Source organism: Corynebacterium glaucum (assembly GCF_030408855.1).
Taxonomy (GTDB): domain Bacteria; phylum Actinomycetota; class Actinomycetes; order Mycobacteriales; family Mycobacteriaceae; genus Corynebacterium; species Corynebacterium glaucum.
Map to the genome: position 1 here is coordinate 2,193,021 of NZ_CP047358.1, position 22,450 is coordinate 2,215,470.

Here is a 22,450-nt window from a genome sequence, read left to right on the forward strand (position 1 = left end):
GATTCACGCAGCATGTCGCGGATTTTCCGCTCCGACCCGGTTTCTGTCGGCGACCGCGTCGTCGTGCGCCGGGTGCGCGGCGAGCTGGCCAGCGACGTCATCGGCATCGTCGAATCCGTCTCCCCGCTTCTGGTGCGCCGCGGCGACGAGCTGGTCGACATCGGCGAATACCACGTGATGAAGCGCCTCTCGCCGCGCACCGTCCGCAACTCCGACATCCGCGCGATCGAGGCCGCCACCGCCCGCGCGTTCCCAGGTCAGGAGCAATTGCTTATCGACGGATGGCTGCTCCGCGCCGGCGCCGAAATCGCCGAACGCTCCAATAGCGCGACCCCGATCGGCCACTCCGCAGGGTTCGGTGTGGTGCCGCTCGACGCGATCGAGGCGTTTTACCGCGAGCACGACATGCCGGTGCAGCTGCTGGTGCCGGAGCGCATCGGCAAGCCGGCGCTGCGGCTGATCGAAGCCGCCCCCGAGCGCTGGGAGCTCGGCGAGGAGATCGTGGTGATGAGCGCGGAGCTGGGTGAGATGGGCGCAGGCGAAAGCGGCGGCGCAGGCGGCGGCGCGCCAGACCCCGACGTCCGCGTCGACGTCCGCGTCGACACAGCACCCGACGCGGACTGGCTGGCCATGTACCACTACCGCGGCCAGGCGCTGCCCGAGGGCGCGGTGCGGGACCTCGCGCAACGCATCGACGGCCAGATCGGCTTCGCGCGCCTCACGCTCGACGGCCGCAACTGGCTCGGCTACTCGGCGGTGGAGGTCGCGCCCGAGTACCGCCGCCAAGGATTGGGCACGCGTCTGGGCAAAGCTGTGCTGGCCTGGGGCACGCAGCAGGGCGCGGACAACGCGTACCTGCAGGTGCGCGCCTCGAACGCCGCCGGCATCGGGCTGTACGAGAAGCTCGGCTTCGTCGAACACCATCGCCACCGCTACGCACGCTTGCGCTAAAGACGTTTCGGCTAGTCTGTTCACCATGCGAGTTGCCACTTGGAACGTCAACTCGGTGCGCACGCGCGCCGAGCGCATCGCCGCGTTCCTGGAGCGCACTGACATCGACGTGCTGTGCATGCAGGAAACCAAGGTGGCCGACGCGAAATTCCCCTACGCCACTTTCGAAGCCGCCGGCTACGAGGTCGCGCATGTGGGAACCAACCAGTGGAACGGCGTCGCCATTGCATCGCGGGTGGGGCTTGAGGATGTGCGTGAAGAGTTCGCGCGCCAGCCGTCGTTTAGCAAAAGCGGCGACCCGGTCCGCGAGGCGCGCGCGGTGGGTGCGACCTGCGGCGGCGTGAACATTTGGAGCCTGTACGTGCCCAATGGCCGGGAGATCGGCGACCCACATTACGACTACAAACTACAGTTCTTGTACAGCCTGTGCGGTGTGGTCGAGGCGTCGACAAGCAAGCTCCTGTGCGGCGACTTCAACATTGCCCCGCGCGATGAGGATGTTTGGGACATCGGCTGGTTCGAGGGCAAAACGCACGTGACCGAACCGGAGCGCGCGGCGTGGCAAATGCTGCTCGAGGCCGGGCTGACCGAGGTCACGCACGATGACCGCTTCAGCTTCTGGGACTACAAATCCATGCGGTTCCAGAAGAATCAGGGCATGCTCATCGACTTTCTGCTGGCCACAGAGCCAATGCACACAAAGCTTATCGACGCCTGGGTGGACGTGGAAGAACGCCAAGGCAAAGGCGCCTCCGACCACGCGCCGGTGATCGCCGATTTTGACACGCGGACGCTGGAGCTCGACCAAGTCCGATGACCCTGACCCTGGACCTGTCGTGGTGGCAGCTGGCGCTGATGGTGGTCGATTACGCCATCAAATTCGTCATGATCGGCATCGTGCCGGGCAACCGCAAACCGTCCGAGGCGAACGCGTGGCTGCTGCTGATTCTGCTGCTACCCATCGTGGGGCTGCCGTTGTACCTGCTTATGGGGTCAAAGCTGATCTCGCGGCGGCGCCACCGCATCCAAAATCAAGCCAACGACGCGTTGAACAACGTCCACGGCGAAATCAGCGACTACCCCGCCGAACTTCCCGCGGAGACGGCGTCGCTGGTGCGGCTCAACCGGACACTCACCGGCTACCCCGCGCTCTACGCGCACGCGCCGTACCTGTGGACAGACTACGACCTCACCATGCGCAGGATTGCACAGCTTATCGACGGCTCCGTCAGCAGCGTCGACCTCGAAATCTACGCCGTGGCCTGGGACGACACTACGGCGCCGGTGTTCGAGGCGATGGAGCGGGCGGTGGCGCGCGGGGTGCACGTGCGGTTGCTCTTTGACCACATTGGGTCGCAGAAGTACCCCGGGTTCCGGCGTTTGAAGCGGCGCTTGACCGAGATCGGCGTGGACTGGCACATGATGCTGCCGCTGGATCCGCTGCGCGGCCGATGGCGCCGCCCTGACCTGCGCAATCACCGCAAAGTGATCGTGTTCGACGGTGAGGTCGCGATGATCGGCTCGTTCAACCTCATCGACCGCAGCTACCTCATGCCCGGCCACGTGCGCCACGGGCGCCAGTGGGTCGACGCGTTCGTCGAGCTCTCCGGGCCGGTGGTCACCTCGATCGAGTCCATGTTCGCCGTCGACTGGTTCACGGAATCCGGCGAGGTCATGGAGCTCACGCCGCCGGAGCAGATTGACGACGCTAGTGCTTTGGACGTCAACGTCGTCCAGCTCGTCCCATCTGGGCCCGGATTCTTAACCGAGCCGAACCTGCGGATGTTCAACGCCATGATCCACCACACCCGCGACCACTTGGTGCTGTGCTCGCCGTACTTCGTGCCGGAAGACTCGCTGTTGGAGGCCATTACCTCTGCCTGCTACCGCGGCGTGCGGGTGGATCTGTTGGTTGGCGAGAAGGCGGACCAGTTCATGGTGCAGCACGCCCAGTCGGCGTATTACCAGCAGTTGTTGCAGGCGGGCGTTCACATCTGGGAATTCCCGGCGCCGTACGTGCTGCACACCAAGTTCGCACTGGCAGATCCGGGTTCCGACGCCGCAGTGGGCGTCGTCGGATCCTCCAACATGGACATTCGTTCCTTCTCGCTGAACTACGAAAGTTCGCTGTTCATCGCGGGCGGTTCGCTCCTGCCGCGGCTCTTCGAGCTGGCGGAGAACTACCTCTCCGTCTCGCGCGAACTGACGTTGGAAGTGTGGGACCGCCGCCCCTGGTACCGCCGCTACGTCGACAACGTGATGAAGCTGACCTCCGCCGTGCAGTAGCGCCCCGCCCCGCCCTTGCCGCCCCGCCCTTGCCACTCCGCTCCCGCTGCCGCCACCCTCACCCCCGCCGCTGGGCAAACTCACCCCCGCCCCACTAACCCCTCCATCCACTTCCGGCACATGACTCCCACCCGCGAGCCCGGCAGACCTAACCATCCATCCGCAAACCCGGACAATAGCCGCAAACCCGGATATCTACTGCCCCTTACGTACAACTTGTCACACATAATGCCCCCCAAATATCCGGGTTTGCGGCTATTGTCCGGGTTTGGCTTCAAAGCTCCCAGCAACAGCTGGACGTCCCGAGCGAGACCAGGCTTGAATCGAGACCATGCCTGAATCGAGACCAGGCCTGAATCCCGACCCGAACGCCGGCCTAATCGCCCCGGAAGCCCCAACCACCTTCCGGCTCCCATCGTTCGTCTCCGGCAGGCCGCCCCGGCGCGCCACGAAGATCGGCTCGCGCCTTGGCTTCCCGAACACGAGCCACGCAATCGGCCTCGTTACGCAGGATCTCTGACGGGAACAACCTGATCACTTCATACCCCTGTTCTTTGATGAAGTTCTCGCGTTGCAGCTGCTTGACCACTGTCCCCTTCGCAACATCTTGATACTTGCTCGCACCGTCGATCTCGATGGCCAACTGCCCCCACAGAAGATCCACCCGAAACGGCCCGATCCATTTCTGCACTTCAACCGCGATGCCGTGCTCAGCGAGGATGACCCGGAACAGCGACTCGTACGCCGACTCAGAGAGATGAATGCTCAAATCGAACGCGTCGTGCGCTCGGCCGATGTACTTGTGCCCCGCCATGCGTTTCAAGTGGTCATGGACTTCTTTCCACTTTGCACGCTGTTGTCCAAGCGTAAGACCAGCGAACAGACTGTCCATCGCCACGACACCGTCGCGCGGCGAGTGAAACCGCGCGATATCGATAGCGGAGCGGATCGGCGTTGTCACTCGCACTTCCCCGTGCGCCCCGACCGTGGTGATGTCACTTTCCAGAAGCCGCACATACCTGTACAAAACGCCATCCGGCCACTGCGAACGCGGCGGCGGATTGCCACTCGGCATCGCCAACTCCACCGACGCCGTCTCATTGCTCAGAATCCATAACCCGTTCAAGCAACCAGCAGACCGCCCTATCAGGACGGACTTTCTGCCGGTGACCCCCACGGCGTAGCACCGCAACGCTGATTTTTCATGACGCTGCAGCGCATACCATTCATCTTCCAGAACGTACTTGGAAGCGGTGAGCTGCACGCACGTATGCTGCGCAGCGCTCTTCCGGTCCAGTAACAGTCCCCCCAGTTTGTCTGTTTCCATGCGCCTCCCCCGCGAGGGAGGCTACCAACCCCCTACGCGTCGCGCACGGTCAGCGACACGACGCCAAGCACCCACACCACCACGGCCCACGCCGCAAAGATGCCCAGCGACTGCCAAACGGTCATCCCCTCAGCGGCCTGGTTGTTCATAAAGCCCATCAAGTTGCTAAACGGCATGTATTTCACCACGTCCTGCCCAATTTTCGGCAGCAGCGCCACGATGGTCTCAATCACAAACATCATGCCCAGACCGATCACCACCGACGCCGTCGTGTTGCGCGTCAGCCACGCCACACCCTGCACAAACAGGGTCAGCAGCACCATCCCCAGCGGCACCGCCCACAGCGCACGCTGCGTCGCCTCGCCCGTCTTCCAATCGGCAGCGACCGGCGCGATCAGGTCACCGAGAACAAACCCAGCCACCACAGCAATCACCGAGGCCACAGCCACAATCAAGGCTCCGAGCAAAAGCTTGACGACGGCCACTTCCCAGCGCTTCGGCCGCAACCGGAAGTTCGTGGCCTGGATTCCATAGCGGTACTCCGTGGTCACGATCATCGATTGCTGCACGATCACGATGATGATCGTGGTGAGCGCGACCACGGCCACCACCAGCGTGGGGACGTAGAGCTGGTTGCTCAGGCGAGCCGACCAGCCGAAGAGGGCGCCGAACAAGGCGCCGAACGCGATGATGAGGCCGGTGGTCCACCAGAACGACGCGGTGGAGCGCAGCTTGGTCCATTCGGCGGGGAATTGGTTAAGCATTCGGCACCTCCGGGGAGTTGGGCTGGGACGGCTGTGCGGCGTGGCGGCCGGCGGATGGCTGGGCAACCGGCGCGGAGCCCGCGGCGTACTGCGTGTGGCCTTCGGTGGACTGCATGTATGCCTCCTCGAGGGAGGCGCGGCGCTCGGTGAGCTCCGCGAGCTGCACGCCAGCGTGGAACGCGAGTGCGCCGACCTCGTCGGAGCTGACGTCGGCAACCTCGAGTACGGGGCGGCCGTCTGCGTCGACGGAACGCGTGACACCAGCACCAGCGTTGCCGGCGCCTTCTAGCCCGCGGCGTAGCGCCTCTTCCAGCGCAGGCAGGTTGTCGCCCGCAGGGCGCACGACGGTGGTCACGCGCGAGTTGCCGCGGATGAAGTCCGCGACGGAGGTGTCGGCGACCAGGCGGCCGCGGCCGATGACGATGAGGTGGTCGGCGGTCTGCGCCATCTCGGCAAGCAGGTGCGAGGACACGAGCACGGTGCGGCCCTCGGCGGCAAGGGCGCGAAGCAGCCCGCGCACCCAGCGAATGCCTTCGGGGTCGAGGCCGTTGACGGGCTCATCCAGAATCAGGTACTCCGGATCACCTAAAAGCGCCGCGGCAATACCCAGGCGCTGGTTCATGCCCAGCGAGAACCCGCCGACGCGCTTGCCAGCCACATCCGACAACCCGACCAGCGCCAGCACCTCGTCGACGCGCGACTTCGGCAGCCCGGCCGCCTGCGCCTGCCACAACAGCGACGCGCGGGCAGAACGGTTCGGGTGAACCCCCTTCGCGTCTAACAGCGCTCCGACGGTTTGCGCGGGGTTGTCCAGGTTGGCGTAAGCCGAGCCGTCGATAAGCGATTGCCCTGCTGTGGGCTTGTCCAACCCTACGATCATGCGCATTGTGGTGGATTTGCCTGCGCCGTTGGGGCCGAGGAAGCCGGTGACGCGGCCGGGTGGGACGGTGAATGTGAGGTCATCGACGGCCGTGACGGCGCCGTAGCGCTTGGTCAGACCTTGTACTTCAATCATGCGTGACAGTATGCCTCAGCACGGCATCGAGTGAGGCGGCGAACCCCGGGTGGAGCGGCAACTCACGCAAATTGTCCAGCGGAACCCAACGAAGCTCCTCGCTTTCCTCATTGGCCTCGAGCGGGATCTGCTCGCCGCCGCGCGTGTGCGCGAGCACCGTGGTGTAGGTCCAGCCTTCCCGCTCGGTGGTCAGCAGCTCACCGCGGACCTCGACGAGCGCAGGGTCGATGCCGCACTCTTCCACCGTCTCCCGAATTGCGGTCTCAGCTGCGGTTTCGTGGCTGTCGCGCGCGCCGCCCGGAATCCCCCAGGTGCCGCCCTGCGCCGTCCACCACGCGCGGTGCTGCATAAGCACGGTGTCGCCCGCCTGCAGGAACAACCCCGCTGCGCCGTAGAGCCCCCAATACTTCGCGCCGCCTGCGCCGTGCACCCATCCGTTTCCATCGCCGAGCATACCCCCACTTTCGCACAGATTGGATATTCTTGGGGAATGGTTCAGCAGTTAAGCGAGCGCGCCCCAGAGCCATCGCTTGACGACGAATGGCTCGATCGGCTCGACACCGTCGATGGCCAGCCGGAGCGCCGCACGACCTGGCAGATGTTGCAGGACACGTTCACCGGCCCGGCGCGGATGGCGCGCAGGACGTCGGTGTTCTTGGCATCGACGCCAGGGCAGATTATCGCCATGATGATGGTGTTGACGATTGCGTTGCTCGCCGCTGGGTTTTCCATGAGCCAGTCGATGGGGTCCCGCCAGCGCGCGCTGGACACGCTGACCACCGCTACTGAGCCGATGAGCCACTCGGCGCACCTACTGTACAGCTCCCTGTCGTCTGCGGACACGGTGGCGACGTCGGGTTTTGCACAGCCGGGGCTGCTCTCGCGGGAGCAGTTGGCGCTGTACATGGCTTCGATTGACCGGGCGGCGGTGACGGCTGCGGACATCTACGAGGGCGCGGTGGTCGCGGAGTCGATGGACAGCGGCAGCGGCTTCGGCGTGGCCCAGGAGGGCGAGATCACGGGCTACGTCACCGAGATCCTGCGCGACCTGCCCGTGTACACGGCGCTGATGGAGCGCGCGAAGGTGAACCAGCGCCTGGGCAACCCGGTGGGCGTGGCGTACATGACGGAGGCGAGCACCGTCATGCGCGAGCAGATGCTGCGCAGCGCGGACCGGTTGTCTTCGGTGACGCAGCAGGAAGTCGCCGCCGAGGTGAAGCGGCTGAGTTCCCCGCAGTGGGTGCCCATCAGCGGTCTCATTGCGGCGCTGGTGTTGCTCGCGGCGGCGCAGTGGTGGCTCTGGCGTGTGTTCCGGCGGCGGTTGAACCGCGGGTTCGTGGCCGCGACGCTGTGCATCGTGGTGGCCATCGTGTGGGCGGGTGTGTCCAACTTCCAGTCGTGGCAGTCCGGTGTCGTGGGTTTCAACCAGGCCGCTCGCCCCTGGGAGCAGCTCACCGACGCCCGCATTCAGGCGCAGGAATCGCGTACCGACGAAACGCTCGCCCTCCTATCGCGCCGCTCCTTGACCCGTTCCGCACAGTCCTTCGACCTGACCTACAAGAACGTCTCCGAGGCACTCGACGCGTTCGAGGAGGTCTCCGGGGCGCCTCCAGAGCTGCTCTCCGCGCGCCGGGCCCTCGACGAGTGGGCAGCCGGGCACAACGAGCTTTCCGCAGCGCTTGTCGACGGCCGCTTTGAAGCCGCCACCGACATCCTCAACGCCCGTCCCGGCTCGGCGGAAGCTTTCGCGCAGCTGGACCAGGACCTGCAGCACTTGATCAATGAGTCGCGGGAGAACACCCGCATTTATATCACTGCCTCACTGGATGCGACTCGGCTGGTCTCTACCGCCGTCGCTGTGCTGACACTGCTCGCGGTGGCGTGCATTTGGGTGGGCATTCGCCGCCGGCTTGGGGAGTACTTCTGATGCGCGGCGCAGCGCTGAAACGCGCGCTGGTCGGGAGCGCACTCGCCGGTTGTACCCTCGCCGGCTGCGCCGCGAGCCCGCCGCCGCTCCCCGTAGAAGATCCGCCGCTGACCTACCGCGTCGCCCCGCAGCCGCCCGGCTCTGAACTCGACCCGCCCGGAATCCCGCCTGAAGGTAACTTCACTGGTGGAGACGGCAGCTGGGAGTGGCCCGGCTCGCTTCCTCCCGGCTCGGAGGAGGACCGCGAGGGCCCGCACATGCAGCGCATTCGCGACCGCGGCCGCATCATCGTCGGCGTGGACCAGTCGCAGTACCTGCTCTCCTACCGCGAACCCACCCAGGGCGACTTGCGGGGTTTCGAAGTCGACCTCGCCCGCGAGGTTGCCAAGGACATCTTCGCTCCCGACGACGCGACAGCAGACGAGCTCAAGGCCGCCGCCGCGAAGGTGGACTTTCGCTTCGTGGAACCTTCCGCCCGCGCCGAAACGCTTCGCGCCGGGGACGTCGACATTGTCATCCGCACGATGACCATCACCCCGGAGCGCGCCGAACTGGTCGACTTCTCCACGCCCTACCTCACCTCCCACGTGCGCGTGCTTGCCCCGCGCGACCGTGGCATTGCGAGCGTCGACGACCTGCGCGACCGAACCATCTGCGTGGTCGACGGAACGAACCTGGTCAACCTCGTGCGAGCGGAGATGCCAAAATCGCACGTCCTACGCACCCGCAGCTGGTCGGATTGCCTCATGGCCACCCAGCAGTTCCAAGCCGATGCGGTAATTGGCGACGACGCCGTGCTCGCCGGCATGGTCGCTCAAGATCCGCTCGCCCAGATCTTCTCCGACCCACTCGCCGAACAGCTCTACGCCGTCGGCGTTCCGAAGGGTCATGATGATCTTGTACGCCAAGTCAATTACACCATTGAACGCGTCAGCCGTGACGGCACCTGGAGCAGGCTCTACAGGCAGTGGTTGGGCAATTCGCTTTCCGACGCCTGGCTGCCGCGCCGCATGTACCGCGACGTCTCAGCCGAAGCAACGTCTGAAGCGCCTACCGAGTCAACGACCGAATCGGAAACCGAAACAGCGACAGAGGAGGCGAGCTAGATGGCGATCGAGCGCGGAACCAGCGAAGACAGGGGCCCTGATTCCGGCCCCGATCCCACCGAAGCGGTGCTCTACGACCCGTTCGCCGACGATGATGATGATGCTGACGATGATGATGCTGACGATGATGATGCCGGCGACGACGGCGGCGGCTTTGAGCAGGAGGAACCGGACACCGAAGCCGTAGCTTTCGACCCGTTCGCGGTGGACGATAACGAAGCGGTCGACGAAGACGACGAGGATTCCGGCATCAGCGACGCCGCCTACGCCGAACTCGGCGACATGGCGGGCCTACTTAAGGACCTCGAGAAGTTGCGGCGCGGAGGCGGTCGCGAGGAGACGTCCCAACGCTCCAGGCTCCAAGCCCTGGATACCTTCCGCGAGCGGCGTGGCACGCGCCGCGCGAGCCGGATGGTTGCCGATGGCATGGTGGAGCTGCCCTGGGTGCAGCCCGCCGAGCCGAAAGAGGCGCTGCACGACCCCACCGCTGCGGTGGTGCAGAAGGGGATCCCCGCCCCCGCCCTGCACCCCGGCGATGTCGTCGCGGGACAGTACGAGATTCTTGGCGTGATCGCCCACGGCGGCATGGGCTGGATCTACCTGGCGCAGGACCACTACGTGGCCGGACGCGTGGTGGTGCTGAAGGGTCTGCACTCCACCGACAACCCGGACGAGGCGGCTGCTGCGGCGGCGGAGCGGGAGTTCCTCGCGGACATCACCCACCCCGGCATCGTGAAGATCTTCAACTTCATCGACGACCCACGCGTGCCAGGCGGATTTATAGTGATGGAGTACGTGGGCGGGCCGTCGTTACGCGAAGCGCGCAACGCTGCACCCGGACACCTCCTGGAACCCGACATTGCGATTGCGTACATCCTGGAGGTGCTGCCGGCGCTGGGGTACCTGCACTCGCGCGGCGTGGTGTACAACGACCTGAAGCCGGACAACATCATTGTGACCGAGGACCAGGTGAAGCTGATCGACCTGGGCGCGGTGTCCGGCATCGGTGCATTCGGCTTTATCTATGGCACTCGCGGCTTCCAAGCGCCAGAGGTGGCCACGGAGGGCCCGACGATCGAATCCGACATTTACACCGTCGGGCGCACGCTCGCGGCGCTGATCATCGACCTCCCGACTTCCGACGGCGTCTACGACCCGGGCATTCCCACCCCGAGCACCGAGCCAATGTTTCGCCGCTACATCTCGCTCTACCGCGTCATCGCGCGCTGCTGCCACAAAGATCCCGCGCTCCGCTTCCACTCAGCAAAGGCGCTTGAGCTGCAGCTTCTCGGTGTGCTGCGCGAACTCATCGCGGTGCGCGACGGCAAGACCTACCCCGCGCAGCACTCGCTTTTCTCGCCGCAGCGTACGACGTTCGGCACAAAGCACCTGGTGTTTCGCACCGACCAGCTCATCGATGGCATCACCCGCACCGTCGAAATCACCCCGCAGGAAGTCGTCGCCGCGCTGCCGTCGCCGCTGATCAACCGCCACGACGTCGGCGCCGCGATGCTCCAAGGATCCTCGTATGCCGAGCCCCAGGAGACCCTGGAGACGCTGCGCCAGGCGATGCGCACGCCGCAATACAAAGAATCGATGGAGATCCCGTTCGCTGTCGTGCGCACCATGCTCGACCTCGGTCTCACCTCGCAGGCGCGCTCGTGGCTCGGCTCGCTCGACGAAAAATACGGCGAGAACTGGCGTTTCTTCTGGTACTTCGGCGTGGTCAACCTTCTCCTCGGCGACTTTGCGCAAGCTCAGCGCGACTTCTCCCGCGTCCTGGGCATCCTCCCCGGCGAGGCAGCGCCCAAGCTCGCCATCGCGGCCGTCGATGAGCTCTTGCTCCAGCAAGCAGGTCTCAGGGAGGAGCAATTGCTTGACGACGACCTGGCCCGCGCCTGTGCCGGCATCCGAACGTCTCTGGACGACATTCCTTCGCGGGTGTTCCAGGATCTCGTCGCAGCCGGCGTACTGGACGACGAATGGTCGATGGTTGCCGACAACCCCGCCATGCTGCGCTTTCACGCCATGCGCCTGTATTCGCTGGTGTGGTTGGCCAATCCGACGACGGTGTCGTCGGCGTTCGGGCTGGCTAGGCAGTTGATGAACGAAGGCGAGGTAGAGTTGGCCGTCGCTGCGCTGGATCGCGTTCCGCAGTCCTCGCGCCACCACCGGATGGCGCAGCTCACGGCGATATTGTGCCTGGTGGCGCAGGACCTGACCGAGGCTCGTATCCGCCGCGCGGCGCGTCGCTTGGAGGAGATCCCGTCCACCGAGCCCAGGTTCTTGCAGGTGAAGATCTTCGTGCTGCGCGCTGCGCTGACGTTCCTCCGCCAGAACAGGGTCTACGGCGCTGCGTCGCACAAACCGCTCTTCGAGTACCCCTTCAACGTGCGCGGACTTCGCCGCGGCCTGGCGATCACCCTGCGCGAGCAGGCCCGCGTCGCTCCGTACCCGCGCCACCGGTACGCGCTGGTGGACATGGCGAACAAGGTCCGCCCCGCCACCTGGTTCTAACCCACCCCGTCACGACCCGGCGCCCCGGCAGTCGAAGCGGCTTGCAGACGCAAACCCGGATAGTTGCGCGGCCTTACGTATGGAAGTTCACACGTAAGGGACTGGAACTATCCGGGTTTGTTGCTGTTATCCGGGTTTGACGCCGGGGTGAGGCGCAGCGGGGCCGACGCGCGCCCCGGTACGAGCGCTAGCGGATCTGGGACGCCAAGCGCGCCGCCTTCTGCGCGATCGCGAGCTCCTCGTTCGTCGGCACGACCAGAACCTTTGTCGTCGAGTTGTCGGTGGAGATGATGCGCGGGCCATCGTTAGGCAGGTCGTTCTTCTCCGGGTCGATCTCGATGCCGTACATCCTCATGTTGTCCAGGGCGTCTGCGCGCACGTGCTTATCGTTCTCGCCGACACCCGCGGTGAAGGTGATGGCATCGACGCGGCCGAGCGCGATCATGTAGGAACCGATGAAGCGGCGCAGCTGGTTGATGTAGACGTTGTACGCCAGCCAGGCGTTTTCGTCCTCATTATCGATCATGGTGCGCAACTCGCGGAAGTCGTTGACACCGGAGAGGCCCTTCACACCGGACTGGCGGTTGAGCAGGTTGTCGATCTCGTCGATGCTCATGCCGCCCTGGCGGTACAGGTGGAAAATGATGCCCGGGTCGATGTCGCCGGAACGCGTACCCATGACCAGACCGGCAAGCGGTGTCAGGCCCATCGAGGTGTCAATCGCGTGGCCGTTTTCCACTGCAGAGCAAGACGCGCCGTTGCCCAGGTGCAGCACGATCTGTCGGGTGTGCAACGGATCGCGGTCGATGAGTGCCGGGACTTGCGAGGACACGAACTCGTGCGAGGTGCCGTGGAAACCGTAGCGGCGCACCAGGTTCTTCTCCGCCACCTCGGCGTTGATGGCATACAGTGCGGCGGCCGGCGGCAGGTCGCGGAAGAAGCCGGTATCGAACACTGCCACGTGCGGAATGTTCGGCAGCAGTTTGCGCGCGACCTCGATGCCGTCGATGTTGGCGGGGTTGTGCAACGGCGCCAGCGGGATGAGCGTACGGATCATCTCGACGACCGGATCCGAGATCAGCTCCGGCTGGGAGAACACCATGCCGCCGTGGACCACGCGGTGACCAGCGGCAACGATGTCCAGCTGGGTTGGTCCGACACCTTTGGCGTCGAGAAGCGCGAAGGTCTCCTCGAGACCGACCGCATGGGTGGCAACTTCCTTCTGCACGACGTACTTCTGCCCCGCGTGCTTGACGGTGATGCGACCGGAGGGTTCACCGATCTGCTCGACAAGGCCGGATACGAACGGCTCGTCGGAGGCGGAAGCGGTTGGGTCGACGATCTGGAACTTGATCGAGGACGACCCGGAGTTAATAACTAGGACGTAGGACATAAAGCTTACTTCTCCCCCGCCTGGATCGCGGTGATGGCGACGGTGTTGACAATGTCCGGCACGGTCGCGCCGCGCGACAGGTCGTTGACCGGCTTGTTCAAGCCCTGCAGAACCGGGCCGACGGCGAGGGCGTTACCGGTGCGCTGCGCGATCTTGTAGCCAGCGTTGCCTGCCTCCAGGTCCGGGAAGATGAACACGTTGGCCTGACCGGCGACCGGGGAATCCGGGGCCTTCTTCTTGCCCACGCCCGGGTCGCATGCCGCATCAAACTGCAGCGGGCCGTCCACGACCAGGCCCGGCTTGGCCTTCTTCGCCTCCTCGACAGCCTGCACCGCGCGGTCCACGTCCGGACCGGAACCGGAGGTGCCGGTGGAGTAGGACAGGATGGCGACCTTCGGATCGATGCCGAACTGCGACGCCGTGTGCGCAGAAACCGCAGCGATCTCACCGATCTGCTCGGCGGTCGGGTTCGGGTTCACCGCGCAGTCGCCGAACGCCCACAGACGCCCGCGCATGATCATGAGGAAGATCGACGAGACCACGGAAGCGCCCGGCGCAGTCTTAATGATTTGGAAGGACGGCTTAATGGTGTGCGCCGTGGTGTGGGCCGCGCCGGACACCATGCCGTCGGCAAGGCCTTTGTGCACCATCATCGTGGCGAAGTAGGAGATGTCCTTCATCGTCTCGCGCGCCTCGTCGAGGGTGATGCCCTTCTTCTTGCGCAGCTCAGCGAAGTCGGCGGCGAACTCCTCGAGCAGCTCCGACTCGAGGTGGTTAATGATGTGTGCTTTCGACAGGTCCAGGCCCAGGTCAGCAGCTCGACGCTTGATGTCCGCCTCTTCGCCCAGAATGGTCAGCTCCGCAACGTCCTGGCGCAGCAGCTGATCCGCGGCCTGCAGGATGCGGTCGTCCTCACCCTCCGGCAGCACGATGTGCGAGTGGTTCTCCTTCGCCTTCGCAATCAGCCAGGACTCAAAAACGGTCGCAGACATCACCGGCTCGGCCTCGAGCTCTACGCTTAACGACGACCCGTCGCCAAGCTGCTGCCCCGTGACCACCGTGGCCTTACCGCCCAGCTCTTCAACGCGACGCTGCGCGAGGGTCGCTGCACGCTCATCATCAGCCACCAGCACCACCGGCGCACCGAATGCTGCGGCGACTTCGGCATCGAAGTTGTAGTCGCCGGTGCCGACGAACAGCGCGTCGCCGGTGTTGATGCCGGAGTTGTAAACCTCGGCGATTTCGGTGCCCTCAATCTGCTTCGGTTCAAGCCCGAGCTGGGACGCGACAGCGGTGATGTCAATGCCGTCAAGCGAGCGGTTGACAGGGGTGATCAGCAAAGACTTGCTTTCAGCCATGGGGTCGCCTTTCGTAGGTGCGGTGCGGTTCGTACGCAGGCAAGTCTACCGGTGTAACTCGGCCCAGGTTGGGGTCTAGAACGAGACCCAGCGCACATCTAGGCACCTCACGTGGTGCGGTTCCGAAAGGCTAGAGCCGCGGCCTAGCGCAGCTCGTCTGCGGCGCGCGCAGCCCGCTCCCGGGCCTCCTCGACGCTCTCCCCCGTCGAGCGCACCAGCACATCACGCCCCAGCACCTGCACACCCGTCTCCTCAACGGACATCGCGCGCGCAAGCGCCTCCGGATCGGTGTTGGCACCGTACACAATCTGGCTCGCGCCCGGCGAGACCAGCGTGACATCGATTGGCAAGTGCAGCGTCGCGCGGGCGTGGATCTCGAACTGATCGAGCCGCTGGGTGGCGCGAGTGAGCATGCCGTCGAGCCCGGGCAGCGGCAGCACTGCGGAGAAGTAGACATCCTCGCCGTCGACAAACAGCTCAATCGCATAGATGCCGCGGCACTCCAGTGCGTTGGTCACACGCGCCGCGATTGAGCGCGCGTTGTCGCGCACCGTGTCCGGCAGCGGCGCTGGCTGCCAGCATTCCACCAGGTCGCCGCGCGCGTGCCGAGTCCCAATCGGCTCACAGAACCACGTCGCCAGCTCCCCCGTCGCCGGGTCCACCGAGCGCGCAGTGAGAATCGTCAGCTCGTAGTCGAACTCGATAAAGCGCTCGACTACCACGCCGTGCGCCGGAAACGGCTTGAGCACCGGCGCGTTCGCCAGCTCTTCCGCGTCGCGCACCACCAGTTGCCCCCTGCCGCGCCGCGGCTTCACCACCAGCGGGTACCCAATCCGCTCCGCAACCCCCGGTAGCTCCTCAGCCGTCCGGGCCAGCTCGTGGGTCAGGGTCGGCAGCCCCAGCTCGTCGGCGGCGGTAGTGCGCAAAGCATCACGGTCGAAGGTCACGGAACAGGTGCTTATCGACGGCACGACCTCCGCCCCCGAAGACTCCAGCGCCTCGAGATCCGATGTGTTGAGCATGTCGTCGGCAACTGCAACGAGGTTGGGCTGCGCGTGCGGGGCGCGGCCGAGGGTCGGCGACCAGCCGAGGTGCCGGTAGGCCGCTGCGAGCTCTTCGGCGAGCGGGCCGGAGCCGAGCACGTGGACGTGCCGGTTGGGTTGTTGGCTCATAGATAGGAAGTATCGCATATCAAGGCGCGAACCCCCGCTCCGGTGCGAGGTCGTCGCACGGGCGCGGGGGTCGTGGCGCTTCAGAGTTCGGCTAGGCCTCCGCGGAAGCCTGCGCCCACAGAGTCTTAGTTCTTCTCAGAAGCGGTCGGCTCGGCGGAGGAGGACTCGGAGCTGGAGGTGGTCTCCGAAGAGGACGACGACGAGGACTCGCTGGAGGGGCTCTCGGAGGCAGAGATAGTCGCCGCCGGGGTGGCGGTCTTCTTTGTCTTGATGTCGCGGATCGAGGAGCCGCCCTCAGCCGGCGGGGTGCAAGCGCTGATGATGGATGCAGCTGCTGCAATTGCGGCAGCGGTGGTTGCCAAGCCGACGATTGCGGAGGTGAGGTTCAAGCCGTAGTTCTCCAGGGCACTGTCCACGGCCTGAACCTGGCGAGCCAGATCCTCGTTGAGGATGCCAGCTTGGCGCTGCAGCTGGGTGTTGGCGTCGCGGATCTGCTGGTTGAACTGCTCGTTGATGGTGGCCAAGCCACCCAGGCCGAGCTGGGAAGCGAGCGCGAACGGTACCAGCGCTGCGAGCGGGATGCCATAGCCGATGATGTAGCCAGCGCACTTTTCGCCGTCCACGTTCTTGTCACCCTCGACGCGCTTGGTGACATCCTTGTCGGACGGGCGAGCGTAGCTGGTCGGGTTTGCCGGCGTAAAGATGGAGGAGCCGTCCTCCTCATTGCGCTTAATGGATGAGCCCTTGTTCTCGCCCTCGGAGGAACCCGGAACAACAACGGTAGACAGGCTGCTGCTGCCCTCGTTCTTTGCGGAGCCCTGGTCCTGCGCGTCTGCGACCGGAGAGATAGACGGCGCGAGCAGCGCTGCGGAGACAGCAGCTGCGGCGATTGCGGTGCCCTGGCGGCGGGAGAAGTTCTTGAACATTGAAACCCTTTCAGGAAATTTGTGAAGACCTGCAAGACTCCGCACAGCTACACTCGCTGTGAGACCCAAGCTGGATAAAGCCTACGAGCTACATTGTAGATCTCTTATGATTTCTTCGGGGGTTAAGGAAGCCATTTCCCTTCGGCGCGTCGCTGGAATTTCCCTGAAACACCACGTCAAAAGGGCTACGCGGGCTCTGCTATCACAAAAATATTGTCGGCGTAGCCCAGTGCTCCACCCACAAATTCACCGCCGCATGTAATCAACACCAGCGTGTTCTCACCACTGGTGTCGTTCACCTCGGCCGGCATGTCCTCACCCTTTGCCACCCGGAACGGTGCCTTGGTCACCTTGTACTTCGCCGGTTGACCGTCAACGTCAATAGTCACGGTGTCGCCGACATTCAGCTGGGTGAAGTTGTACGCGAAGCCCTGGCCCTGGGTCTGATGGTTCACGTGTCCAGTGATCACGGTGGAGCCAACTCCGCCTTGGGAACCTGGCACAGCGGACTCCACGTACCAACCCAGTCGGGAGACATCCTCCGGCGGGATCAAGGTGCCGTCGACAGTGAGTTGCACGAAGTCGATGGGTGCTGAGTCCCCTCCGAGTGACAAGGTCATCTCGTCAACATCGTCAACCGTCGTCGGGAACGCGGTGAGCTCCTGCTCTTGCTGGCCGGAATCGTCGACGTAACCGCCCTCCGCTGGCGCCTCGGTATCCGCACCTTCGGCCTGCTGCTCGGCGGTGGACAGGTCGCCGGAGGCTTCGTCGGAGTCTTTGCCGCCGAGCATGAAGACCAGCGAGAGAATGAACAGCGCCGCGACGGCAATAAGGGCCACCGGGAGAATCCAGTTCCGACGCGGCTTGGCCGCGCTCGCCTCCTCCCCTGCGGCAGCATCGAATGCATCGGGGTTCGGGTCTTGGTTGGGCACAGCGGTACTCATGTAGTTAGGTCCTCACGCGTCGGTTCGGGGTTAAAGGTCTACTGGGCTGCTTCAGCTGAAGCGCGCCCATAACGGATAGAGATATTAGTGGACGGCAAGCAGAAAACGGGCCGGCAGTGGTTGCTGCCAGCCCGCTTTCATGCGGTCTCAAGGGAGATTGCTAAGCGACGAAGCGCGCAACCCCATCAACCAACTCAGTCGCACCTGACGGCACAGACTTGATCTCCTTGCGCTCGCCCGGCTTCGCCGGCTGCTGTGCAGGCTTACCAGGGGCAGGCTGGCCCGGTGCCGGTGCAGGCTGGCCCGGTGCAGGCGCAGGCTGGCCCGGTGCAGGCTGACCCGGTGCCGGAGCAGGGGCCGGAGCTGGGGCAGGCGCAGGCTGGCCCGGTGCAGGCTGACCCGGTGCAGGCTGACCCGGTGCCGGAGCAGGGGCCGGAGCTGGGACAGGTGCCGGCTGAGAAGAGCCGTCCTTGCCCAGGAACCAGATCACAGCCGGAACCAGCGGAATGAGCGGGATCAGCGCCAGCCACCACGGCACTTCACTTGAACCATCCGGGGTGTCGCCCGGGGTCTTCGGCGTGGTCGGCAGAGTCGGCGACGTCGGAGCCGTAGTGCTAGACGACGACGTGGTCGAGCTCGGAGTCGACGACGGCGTACCAGTTCCCGGAACACCTGGCACACCCGGAACATTCGGGCGCGTCGTGGTCGATTCAGTCGTCGTGGTCGTCGTATCCGGCGTCGTGGTCGACTCAGTCGTCGTAGTCGACTCAGTCGTCGTGGTCGACTCAGACGTCGTAGTCGTCGTATCCGGCGTCGTGGTCGACTCAGTCGTCGTAGTCGGCTCAGTCGTCGTGGTCGACTCAGTCGTCGTGGTCGTCGTACCCGGCGTCGTGGTCGACTCAGTCGTCGTGGTCGACTCAGTCGTCGTGGTCGACTCAGTCGTCGTGGTCGTCGTACCCGGCGTCGTGGTCGACTCAGTCGTCGTGGTCGACTCAGACGGCGTGGTCGACTCAGACGGCGTACCCGGCGGAATAGGCTCCCCCGGGGTAGCCGAAGTGGTCTCAGTCGACGTCTCCGGCGTAGAGCTCTCCGGGGAGGAGGACGGCGTGTCGTCCTTGACGTAGTTGTTGGTAACTGTGACGGCGACGTTGGTCTCCTCGCCCTCGGCGATGGTGAACTGGTTGACTTCCTCGCCGCCGATGGTGATGGTCGCGCCTTCGAAGGTGTAACCCTCCGGCAGCTCGCCCTGCGGTTCACCCTCGGTAATGACAACGGTTGCACCAACCGGTGCTTCACCGGCGAGTTCTTCGCCGTTTACAGAGATGGAGCCCTCAACCGGGTCAAGGGACTCGCCCTCGGCGTTGGTGATCGCGGCCGTGATCGGGAACTGGATGTTGTTGAATGCCTCAGCATCTGCTTCGTCAACGCCCTCGACGACCTTGTTCACCGTGAAGCCGCCGGTAGCGGGGGTTTCAGGAGTGCACTGCGCCGGGTTGGTCAGCGTGACGGCGACGTTGGAGGAGTTTTCGTCCTCGATGGTGACGCTCTGCTCGGAGAATACGGGCTCCTGGAATGTCACGCCCTCGATCTCCGGCTGCGCCTCGCTGAACTCGACGGTGGTGCCAGCCGGCAACCTGTCGTAGCCGGTGATGGTGGCACCGTCCTGCACGTAATCGGTGTAGGTGATCACGTTGCCGTCTCGGTTACCGCGGCCCTCACTGTTCTTGTAGATGTTCTCCTCGAAGCCTGTCGGCAGGGTGATGGTGACGTTAACCGGGTAGCGAGCACCCTCGAGGGCCTCGCAGTTTTCTTCCCCCTCGACCTCAACGGTCTTGGTCAGTGAGAAGGAGCCAGTGTTGACACCTTCAATGGTGCCAAAGCCGTCGGTGTTCCAGAACATGCTGGCGGAGGCTTCAGTGACGTTGCCGTCAGCGTTGACCGAGATGTTGTTGGAGTAGGTGTCACCTTCTTTGGTGACCTCGTTCAGGCGCTGGGTCCAGTAGGTCAGGTAAATGTCCTGCCCCTCTTCCCAGGTGCCATCGTATTCTTTGCCGTTGCCGTCGACGGTGCCTGCCTTGAACGGAGAAAGGGTGATTCGCAGCTCTTGGTCACTGACGATCTCGAAGTTCTCGTTCATGTACGACTGCTGGTTCTGAGCATCGCGCTGGGTTGCGCCCGCACGCTTAGTACCGTCCGGTGCCTCGGCATCCACGTGCTTGTGGTTGGAGCCTTGAATCGTGTCCGTGATCACGATCTGGTCAGCGTCCTTGAAGGACTCATAAGGGATGAGAATGTCCCAGATCAGGTATTCGTCGCTCAGGGAAGCGATGTGGGCGCTTTTCTCCAGGTTCTCCACACCGGTGTAGTCGGTGATCTCACCCTTCTCCTTCACGCCGCCAGGCACGTTCGCGACAGGGGTGCTCTCTTGCTTGCCCCTGACGGTGAACGGGAAGTCCTCGTCTTCAGAGGCAGCCTCGGCCTGTGCGCGCAGACCAATGAGGCCGTTGACGTTCTGCTTACCAACGAACTCTTCGTTCAGCGTACAAACCAGGGTCTGGGCGCCAGATGCCACAGAGCATGTACCGCCGACCGCCCCGTTTTCATCCGTGAGATCGAACGAATCGATCGACTGCGGTTTGAAGGTCTCCGGAAAGTCCACCTCGAAGGTGTCACCTGCATTGAAGGGGCCGTTGGCTTCCCAGTTCATGCGAACGTCGACGACGTTGCCCTCGACGACCTCTGGCTCGCCGCGATGCTCGGTGATTTTCACATCAGAGATGGTGACGTCCACCGGATCGGCCTTCGCCATCGGTAGTTGTTTCAAGCCGAACGCACCCGCCAACGCTATGGCGACAACTGTCACCAAAGCGATGAGTGTTCGGCGCAGACCGGCTGACATGCCGGCTGCACGCTGATCGTTCATGTTCACTCCGTTTCGTTCGAGTCGGGTCTACAGCCATTACTGGAGAGGGGCTTCAGCGTGGGCTGGAAGTTGCTCCGTCCTTGGCCGAGATAGGTTTACAAAGGGCAGAGACTTCACAGAATCTTAACAGTGTTGATACATCATGCAACGTTACGCGATGGTAGCTGCCCCAATTTCCCCCCCCCAAGAGCGGTACCACTTCCGCTCAAGACACCAGTTGAGGACACCTGTCTGGCCAGTGGAGCCATTAGAGCTAGGACACCCCCACCCTGGTCTGGAGGCCCGTAAGCAGGGCGGTCCGCTCGACCCAGGCCCCGCCCTCGAGCCCACATGGTTAGGATCTCGCCTCGGCTCTCTACATCCGGCCGAAACGGATGAAGAGGTTGCTGATTGCGCCGAAGTAGCTCCTAAGGTCAGCGAACAGCCAAGAGTAGAAGGTGGCCTGTCCCGGCTTACGATCCGATGGCTTTCTATCCTTGCCATCCTCGGCCGCCTTGACATCCTCGTCTCGATCGGCAGCCGCCTGAGTAGCGGGATCGAATAGATCCGATTCAGGGGCGATCTGCGGCACATTTTCGTGCAAGTCTTCCCTGGCAGATTCTGGTGCCGGTGCAGGAGGCGCTGCTGGAGCAGGGTCGTGCGCAGGGCTTGAAACTGGAGCAGATTCTGGTGCTGGAGCAGGTGCCGGGGCTGGGGGAACAGCAACGCGGTCAGCAGGGGCTGCTGGCGCTGGTGCCGACGGCAGAGAAGCGGGCGGCTGCGGTGCTGGAGCTTCTTGGGCCGGAGCCTCTGGGGCTGGCGGCTGCGGGGCCGGAGGTTGCTCGATAGGCAGGTTCGCTACAGCCCGGTTGGCGGCAACGCCGATCTCGGGAGAGTAGGAGAAATCATGGAAGGTGATCTCGTCGCCGTCGGCGTGCTGGTACGCCTGCTTGCCGGCAAAGAACGACTTGTTGGACTCGGTGGTCCACAGGTTGATGCGCAACTGCTGGGTGCCGGTGTCGCGGGGGATGCGCGTGGTCGAGGTGACGTCGGAAAGCACTTCGCCTTCCTCGGTCTTGGTGACGACGCGCAGGTAGTCCTTTTCCCACTCCGCGATGGTCTGGAGGGTGACCTGGCCGGCCGGGATGTCGAACTGGTCAATGTTGTAACGCGATGGACCCCAGAGGGTGTCCGGGTAGTAGGTCACGCCGCCGTGGGGAAGCGGGCGGGAGACCTGACCCCAGCGGCTGATCTCGATGAAGTCGATTTCGGTGGAACCGTGGCTGTTCTTGTGCACCTCGGCAGCCTTGTTAAGCTCCATCTCCGCCATGTCGTACGGGAAAATACCCAGTACGTTGTGCGGATCCATGTCGTTGAAGTCGGCGGAGTACTCGAAGGTGTATGTGCCGTAGCCGGTGGACTCGACTGCGTTGATCTCCACGCCGCCGCGAATGCCCTCGTTGCGGATCTGCAGATCGCCGTTCGGCAGCACCCGCGCGCCGTTCACCCACTTCGCTCGGTTGTCGGCCGGATCCGCAGCCTGTGGACCACCCCAGTCGATGACACCATCCGTTTGGCGGACAGCCCAGTCATGGCCAGACCAGTTGAACGTTGGGAACCCATACGAGGTGCTGAAGCGTTGACCGGTGCGCTGGATGTGCGCCGGCACGTCAGCAGACGCGTGCGTGGGGTATGCCCCCAGAGTGACAGCCAAGGCGACTGCTGCCGCGATGGAGATGGGTTTCAGTTGCTTCATCGACGATGCCCTTTCTGGCCAAAGACACCCGAAACCGCCTCCGAGCTGGACGGAAACGGAACGAGATTCACCTTAAGATTCGCTTTGATCGCTTATCTTTTTCTCA

At 64.1% G+C, this 22,450-nt stretch carries 17 protein-coding genes; 6 read left to right on the forward strand and 11 right to left on the reverse strand.

Features of this window, described 5'->3' with window-relative positions:
* Window positions 1-12 precede the first annotated feature (12 nt).
* The 3 genes from CGLAUT_RS10695 to CGLAUT_RS10705 are packed head-to-tail and all read left to right on the forward strand — an operon-like array spanning window position 13 to window position 3,237.
* Window positions 13-951: an N-acetylglutamate synthase, CG3035 family gene (locus CGLAUT_RS10695; RefSeq protein WP_290185114.1), complete on the forward strand. Its 939-nt coding sequence runs from the start codon at window positions 13-15 to the stop codon at window positions 949-951.
* Between the two features lie 25 nt (window positions 952-976).
* Window positions 977-1,768 carry an exodeoxyribonuclease III gene (locus tag CGLAUT_RS10700; protein WP_290185116.1) on the forward strand — a complete coding sequence of 264 codons (792 nt, stop codon included), beginning with the start codon at window positions 977-979 and terminating at the stop codon, window positions 1,766-1,768.
* The gene (locus CGLAUT_RS10705) at window positions 1,765-3,237 is read left to right on the forward strand and encodes a phospholipase D-like domain-containing protein (RefSeq protein WP_290185118.1); all 1,473 of its coding nucleotides are present in this window, start codon (window positions 1,765-1,767) and stop codon (window positions 3,235-3,237) included. Before CGLAUT_RS10700 ends, CGLAUT_RS10705 begins: the two co-directional genes overlap by 4 nt.
* A gap of 376 nt (window positions 3,238-3,613) precedes the next feature.
* On the opposite strand, the gene CGLAUT_RS10710 is transcribed toward CGLAUT_RS10705, so the two are convergent.
* From CGLAUT_RS10710 to CGLAUT_RS10725, 4 genes are read right to left on the reverse strand one after another with little or no spacing between them, the layout of a single operon-like run.
* Window positions 3,614-4,564, reverse strand: coding sequence for a DUF559 domain-containing protein (locus tag CGLAUT_RS10710; RefSeq protein ID WP_290185120.1), 951 nt, complete (start codon window positions 4,562-4,564; stop codon window positions 3,614-3,616).
* 32 nt (window positions 4,565-4,596) lie between these two features.
* Window positions 4,597-5,328: an ABC transporter permease gene (locus CGLAUT_RS10715; protein ID WP_290185122.1), complete on the reverse strand. Its 732-nt coding sequence runs from the start codon at window positions 5,326-5,328 to the stop codon at window positions 4,597-4,599.
* Window positions 5,321-6,343: an ABC transporter ATP-binding protein gene (locus CGLAUT_RS10720; RefSeq protein ID WP_290185124.1), complete on the reverse strand. Its 1,023-nt coding sequence runs from the start codon at window positions 6,341-6,343 to the stop codon at window positions 5,321-5,323. The genes CGLAUT_RS10715 and CGLAUT_RS10720 overlap by 8 nt, the downstream gene beginning before the upstream one ends.
* Complete coding sequence (locus tag CGLAUT_RS10725; RefSeq protein ID WP_290185125.1) at window positions 6,336-6,797, reverse strand: NUDIX domain-containing protein; 462 nt, start codon at window positions 6,795-6,797, stop codon at window positions 6,336-6,338. Before CGLAUT_RS10725 ends, CGLAUT_RS10720 begins: the two co-directional genes overlap by 8 nt.
* Window positions 6,798-6,833: 36 nt before the next feature.
* Between CGLAUT_RS10725 and CGLAUT_RS10730 the strand changes: the two genes are divergently transcribed.
* From CGLAUT_RS10730 to CGLAUT_RS10740, 3 genes are read left to right on the forward strand one after another with little or no spacing between them, the layout of a single operon-like run.
* On the forward strand, window positions 6,834-8,270 hold the full coding sequence (locus CGLAUT_RS10730; RefSeq protein WP_290185127.1) for a GlnX family signal transduction membrane protein: 1,437 nt from the start codon (window positions 6,834-6,836) through the stop codon (window positions 8,268-8,270).
* Window positions 8,270-9,376, forward strand: coding sequence for a glutamate ABC transporter substrate-binding protein (locus CGLAUT_RS10735; protein ID WP_290185129.1), 1,107 nt, complete (start codon window positions 8,270-8,272; stop codon window positions 9,374-9,376). The genes CGLAUT_RS10730 and CGLAUT_RS10735 overlap by 1 nt, the downstream gene beginning before the upstream one ends.
* Entirely contained in the window at window positions 9,377-11,893 is a 2,517-nt protein-coding gene (locus tag CGLAUT_RS10740; protein ID WP_290185131.1) for a serine/threonine protein kinase, read from the forward strand.
* Window positions 11,894-12,080: 187 nt separating this feature from the next.
* On the opposite strand, the gene CGLAUT_RS10745 is transcribed toward CGLAUT_RS10740, so the two are convergent.
* From CGLAUT_RS10745 to CGLAUT_RS10775, 7 genes are all read right to left on the reverse strand, one after another.
* A complete protein-coding gene (locus CGLAUT_RS10745) occupies window positions 12,081-13,286 on the reverse strand; it encodes an acetate kinase (RefSeq protein ID WP_290185132.1) in 1,206 nt (401 codons plus the stop codon).
* A 5-nt stretch (window positions 13,287-13,291) separates the two neighbouring features.
* On the reverse strand, window positions 13,292-14,644 hold the full coding sequence (pta, locus tag CGLAUT_RS10750) for a phosphate acetyltransferase (RefSeq protein ID WP_290185133.1): 1,353 nt from the start codon (window positions 14,642-14,644) through the stop codon (window positions 13,292-13,294).
* Window positions 14,645-14,787: 143 nt separating this feature from the next.
* Window positions 14,788-15,816 (reverse strand): ATP-grasp domain-containing protein, encoded by a 1,029-nt coding sequence (locus CGLAUT_RS10755; protein WP_290185135.1) that lies wholly within the window; start codon window positions 15,814-15,816, stop codon window positions 14,788-14,790.
* A 125-nt stretch (window positions 15,817-15,941) separates the two neighbouring features.
* Window positions 15,942-16,742 carry a hypothetical protein gene (locus CGLAUT_RS10760; protein WP_290185137.1) on the reverse strand — a complete coding sequence of 267 codons (801 nt, stop codon included), beginning with the start codon at window positions 16,740-16,742 and terminating at the stop codon, window positions 15,942-15,944.
* A 185-nt stretch (window positions 16,743-16,927) separates the two neighbouring features.
* Window positions 16,928-17,686, reverse strand: coding sequence for a class F sortase (locus CGLAUT_RS10765; RefSeq protein WP_290185139.1), 759 nt, complete (start codon window positions 17,684-17,686; stop codon window positions 16,928-16,930).
* 160 nt (window positions 17,687-17,846) lie between these two features.
* Window positions 17,847-20,609 carry a DUF5979 domain-containing protein gene (locus CGLAUT_RS10770; RefSeq protein WP_290185141.1) on the reverse strand — a complete coding sequence of 921 codons (2,763 nt, stop codon included), beginning with the start codon at window positions 20,607-20,609 and terminating at the stop codon, window positions 17,847-17,849.
* Between the two features lie 355 nt (window positions 20,610-20,964).
* Window positions 20,965-22,344 (reverse strand): hypothetical protein, encoded by a 1,380-nt coding sequence (locus CGLAUT_RS10775; protein WP_095660733.1) that lies wholly within the window; start codon window positions 22,342-22,344, stop codon window positions 20,965-20,967.
* Between the last annotated feature and the right edge of the window lie 106 nt (window positions 22,345-22,450).

Bases quoted from the DNA above. Each gene is read 5' to 3' on its own strand.
- CGLAUT_RS10695 (WP_290185114.1), top strand. From the start codon at position 13: ATGTCGCGGATTTTCCGCTCCGACCCGGTTTCTGTCGGCGACCGCGTC.
- CGLAUT_RS10700 (WP_290185116.1), top strand. From the start codon at position 977: ATGCGAGTTGCCACTTGGAACGTCAACTCGGTGCGCACGCGCGCCGAG.
- CGLAUT_RS10705 (WP_290185118.1), top strand. From the start codon at position 1,765: ATGACCCTGACCCTGGACCTGTCGTGGTGGCAGCTGGCGCTGATGGTG.
- CGLAUT_RS10710 (WP_290185120.1), bottom strand. From the start codon at position 4,564: ATGGAAACAGACAAACTGGGGGGACTGTTACTGGACCGGAAGAGCGCT.
- CGLAUT_RS10715 (WP_290185122.1), bottom strand. From the start codon at position 5,328: ATGCTTAACCAATTCCCCGCCGAATGGACCAAGCTGCGCTCCACCGCG.
- CGLAUT_RS10720 (WP_290185124.1), bottom strand. From the start codon at position 6,343: ATGATTGAAGTACAAGGTCTGACCAAGCGCTACGGCGCCGTCACGGCC.
- CGLAUT_RS10725 (WP_290185125.1), bottom strand. From the start codon at position 6,797: ATGCTCGGCGATGGAAACGGATGGGTGCACGGCGCAGGCGGCGCGAAG.
- CGLAUT_RS10730 (WP_290185127.1), top strand. From the start codon at position 6,834: ATGGTTCAGCAGTTAAGCGAGCGCGCCCCAGAGCCATCGCTTGACGAC.
- CGLAUT_RS10735 (WP_290185129.1), top strand. From the start codon at position 8,270: ATGCGCGGCGCAGCGCTGAAACGCGCGCTGGTCGGGAGCGCACTCGCC.
- CGLAUT_RS10740 (WP_290185131.1), top strand. From the start codon at position 9,377: ATGGCGATCGAGCGCGGAACCAGCGAAGACAGGGGCCCTGATTCCGGC.
- CGLAUT_RS10745 (WP_290185132.1), bottom strand. From the start codon at position 13,286: ATGTCCTACGTCCTAGTTATTAACTCCGGGTCGTCCTCGATCAAGTTC.
- pta (WP_290185133.1), bottom strand. From the start codon at position 14,644: ATGGCTGAAAGCAAGTCTTTGCTGATCACCCCTGTCAACCGCTCGCTT.
- CGLAUT_RS10755 (WP_290185135.1), bottom strand. From the start codon at position 15,816: ATGAGCCAACAACCCAACCGGCACGTCCACGTGCTCGGCTCCGGCCCG.
- CGLAUT_RS10760 (WP_290185137.1), bottom strand. From the start codon at position 16,742: ATGTTCAAGAACTTCTCCCGCCGCCAGGGCACCGCAATCGCCGCAGCT.
- CGLAUT_RS10765 (WP_290185139.1), bottom strand. From the start codon at position 17,686: ATGAGTACCGCTGTGCCCAACCAAGACCCGAACCCCGATGCATTCGAT.
- CGLAUT_RS10770 (WP_290185141.1), bottom strand. From the start codon at position 20,609: ATGAACGATCAGCGTGCAGCCGGCATGTCAGCCGGTCTGCGCCGAACA.
- CGLAUT_RS10775 (WP_095660733.1), bottom strand. From the start codon at position 22,344: ATGAAGCAACTGAAACCCATCTCCATCGCGGCAGCAGTCGCCTTGGCT.